This window comes from Nesterenkonia massiliensis (assembly GCF_000455245.1).
GTDB lineage: Bacteria > Actinomycetota > Actinomycetes > Actinomycetales > Micrococcaceae > Nesterenkonia > Nesterenkonia rhizosphaerae.
The window spans coordinates 147067-150115 of record NZ_HG005165.1 but is presented as its reverse complement, the minus strand read 5'-3'; the positions used below and the strand labels follow the sequence as shown (position 1 = coordinate 150115).

Sequence of the window (3049 nt, the reverse complement as noted above, 5' to 3'; positions counted from 1 at the left end):
TATTCCGCGAGCTCAGCGGGGTGTCACCAGCTGTTGCAGCACAGTCCCGCCCAGCTGATTACGGACACCGCCGACGTCCTGCAGCTCGTGGTGGACCGAAGCGCCCCTGAACAGGACACCGCAGCGGTGCCCATCGGGGACCTTGCTGCCCATGACCGGAGGGGCCAACAAAGCGCCGTCCGGGAGGGCACGGGTCGGCAGGGCACGGGTCGGCAGGGCACGGTGCGGGAGGGCGCCGCCCGGCTGGACGGGCTCAGCGAAGTGGATAAGCGGCTCTATGACGCGCTGCCGGTGCGCAAGCTGACCACGGTCAGCCGGCTCGCCGCAGTAGCAGGGTTGCCCGTACCGCACGTTCTCGCAGGCCTCAGTCGTCTGCAGCGCCTCGGTCTGGCGCGTCGGGACAACGACCAGTGGGCCATCGCCCGGGAGGGGAGATAGCTAGGGGAGGGAGGCAGCCGGGGCTACACTGCCTTTATGTCCGAGGGAGCAGATACACGGCAGTCAGGATCGGGCTCGGGATCGCATCCTGCAGCCGAGGCTTCACTGACACTGGATGCCCAGAGCGCTGCCCTGCTTGATGAATTCGGCGCCTACCTCCACTACGAACGCGGACTCTCAGAACACACCTGCCGGGGCTACCGCAGCGACGTTGAACAGCTCGCCCAGCACGCCGGCGGTTTACTGTCCCTCGACCTGAGCAAGCTCCGGGAATGGTTGGCAGGCCTGCACGGAAAGGGCCTCAACCGGGCCACGCTGAACCGCAAAACGGCCTCCGCGCGAGCCTTCACCAGCTGGGCACACGCCCGCGGACACCTGGCAGAGGATCCATCGGTACGCCTGCGCACCGCAAAACGCAGCGCCCACCTGCCCGAAGTGCTGCAGAAAAGTCACGTGCAGGAGCTCACCGACCAGCTGCAGAACCAGATCAATGAGGCCCAGCACCTAGCTCAGGAGAACCCGCAGGCCTGGGCTGTAGCACTGCGAGATGCCGCACTTGTGGAGCTTCTCTACGCTACCGGTATTCGAGTTTCCGAACTTGCCGGTCTTGATCTGACTTCTGTTCAGCCCCGGGCTCGCCTGCTGAAGGTCCTGGGCAAAGGCAATAAAGAGCGCATGGTTCCCTTCGGGCGTCCGGCTGAAGCCGCACTAGAGAAATGGGTGCAGCAAGGCCGTCCGCTGCTCAGCACCGCCGCCTCCGGCCAAGCCCTCTTCCTCGGCGTCCGCGGCAAGCGAATAGATGTCCGGGTGGTCCGCAAAGCTGTTGACGATTCCCTGGAGCAACTAGGCACCACCTCTGCCCGTGGCCCCCACGCCCTGCGGCACAGCGCCGCCACACACTTGCTAGATGGCGGTGCGGATCTTCGAGCGGTCCAGGAGCTGCTGGGTCACTCATCCCTGTCCACGACGCAGATCTACACCCATGTCTCGGCTGAACGGCTGAAGCAAGCCTATGTGCAGGCGCATCCGCGGGCTTGAGCCTGGACAGCGCACCAGAGACAAGGTGATACCCTAAAGGCGCATTCTCAATCAGCTGCACACCGGTCGTAGGGGAAGACGTACCGATGACGCACTGTGGAGGATGGATATGTCTGAATACACGCTCGTCAACGAGCACGGGGCCCGTGGTGTCCTGCACATCCACTCGGCCCATGCAGCGCTCTGCCCGCACATCGAATGGGCCGTAGCGTCGCTTATCAATGCCCGGGTGGACTTCTCCTGGTCCCCGCAGCCGGCTGAGCCTGGAAGCTACCGCGCGGAGCTGAGCTGGACGGGCAGCCAGGGTTTGGGTGCAAAGTTGACCTCCACGCTGCGCAGTCTCTCGCATCTGCGATTTGAAGTTACTGAAGAAGCCTCTCCGGGCTGCGATGGTTCACGCTGGTCCCACACCCCGGAGCTGGGGATTTTCCATGCGACCATCGACACCCACGGCAACATCATGGTCTCTGAGGACCGGATCCGCTACGCCTACGAGCTTGGCGCCGGAGACCCCAGCATCGTCTACCAGGAACTCTCGCTGGCACTGGGCGAGGCTTGGGATGAAGAACTCGAGCCCTTCCGGCACGCGGCAGAAGGCGCCCCGGTCCGCTGGCTCAGCCGCGTGGGCTGAGCGAACGCCCAACAATAAAGATGCGGCCCCAGCACTCTAGCTGGGGCCGCATCTTTATGTTCTCGGCTGATCTCTCACTCGGCACGTGAGATGCCAGGCGCGTTACACAGTTCGGAACGCCGCCACAGCGTTGTGGCCACCGAATCCGAAGGAACTGCACACTGCGACCTGGTCTCCGGCGGGGAGGGTACGCGGGGTGCCGGTCACCACATCCAGCGGAATGCTGGGATCCTGGTTTTCCAAGTTGATGGTCACAGGGGCCAGACGGTCAGCAAGTGCTTTCACAGTGAGCACGGACTCCACAGCCCCGGCCGCACCAAGTAAGTGACCGGTCTGAGACTTGGTGGCAGATACGCACACATTGTCTACATGAGCGCCGAAAGCTGCCTTCATTGCGGTGTACTCCGGCTCATCGCCCTTGGGCGTGGAGGTCGCGTGGGCGTTCACATGGGTAACATCTTCAGCAGATGCCTGGGAAGCGTCGAGCGCCTTACGCAGTGCCCGGGTTGCGCCGAGTCCCTCAGGATCGGGCGCGGTGATGTGGTGAGCGTCGGAGGTGACTCCGCCGCCTGCCAGCTCTGCATAGATGTGTGCGCCACGTGCTTTGGCGTGCTCTTCGGTTTCGATGACCAGCGCTCCTGCACCCTCGCCCATGACAAAACCGTCTCGGTCAGTATCGTAGGGCCGCGAAGCCGCGGCAGGGTCATCATTGCGGCGTGACAGGGCCTGCATATTGGCAAAAGCGGCAAGTGGCAGCGGATGGATAGCAGCCTCGGCGCCGCCGGCCAGGACCACATCCGCCTCACCGGAGCGCAGTAGATCGATAGCCAGCGCCAGGGCCTCCACACCAGAGGCGCAGGCAGAGACGGCTGTCCGGGCACCTGCGCGGGCGCCCAGGTCCAGGCTGATGGCACCAGCAGCACCATTAGGCATCAGCATCGG

The 3049-nt window shown here is 64.2% G+C and carries 3 protein-coding genes and 1 pseudogene; 3 read left to right on the top strand and 1 reads right to left on the bottom strand.

Annotation, left to right across the window (positions count from 1 at the left end; translation table 11 throughout):
- The 3 genes and pseudogenes from TX78_RS14060 to TX78_RS00720 all read left to right on the top strand — a co-directional run.
- Positions 1–438 (top strand): annotated as a pseudogene (locus TX78_RS14060) (hypothetical protein); the annotation flags it as partial.
- Between the two features lie 36 nt (positions 439–474).
- Complete coding sequence (locus tag TX78_RS00725) at positions 475–1476, top strand: tyrosine recombinase XerC (protein ID WP_081652459.1); 1002 nt, start codon at positions 475–477, stop codon at positions 1474–1476.
- 109 nt (positions 1477–1585) lie between these two features.
- Entirely contained in the window at positions 1586–2107 is a 522-nt protein-coding gene (locus tag TX78_RS00720) for a DUF3145 domain-containing protein (protein ID WP_044492786.1), read from the top strand.
- A 102-nt stretch (positions 2108–2209) separates the two neighbouring features.
- Here the strand turns inward: TX78_RS00720 and TX78_RS00715 are convergent.
- Positions 2210–3049, bottom strand: an 840-nt coding sequence (locus TX78_RS00715; RefSeq protein WP_044492784.1) for a beta-ketoacyl-[acyl-carrier-protein] synthase family protein, incomplete at its 5' end; no start/stop codon positions are given.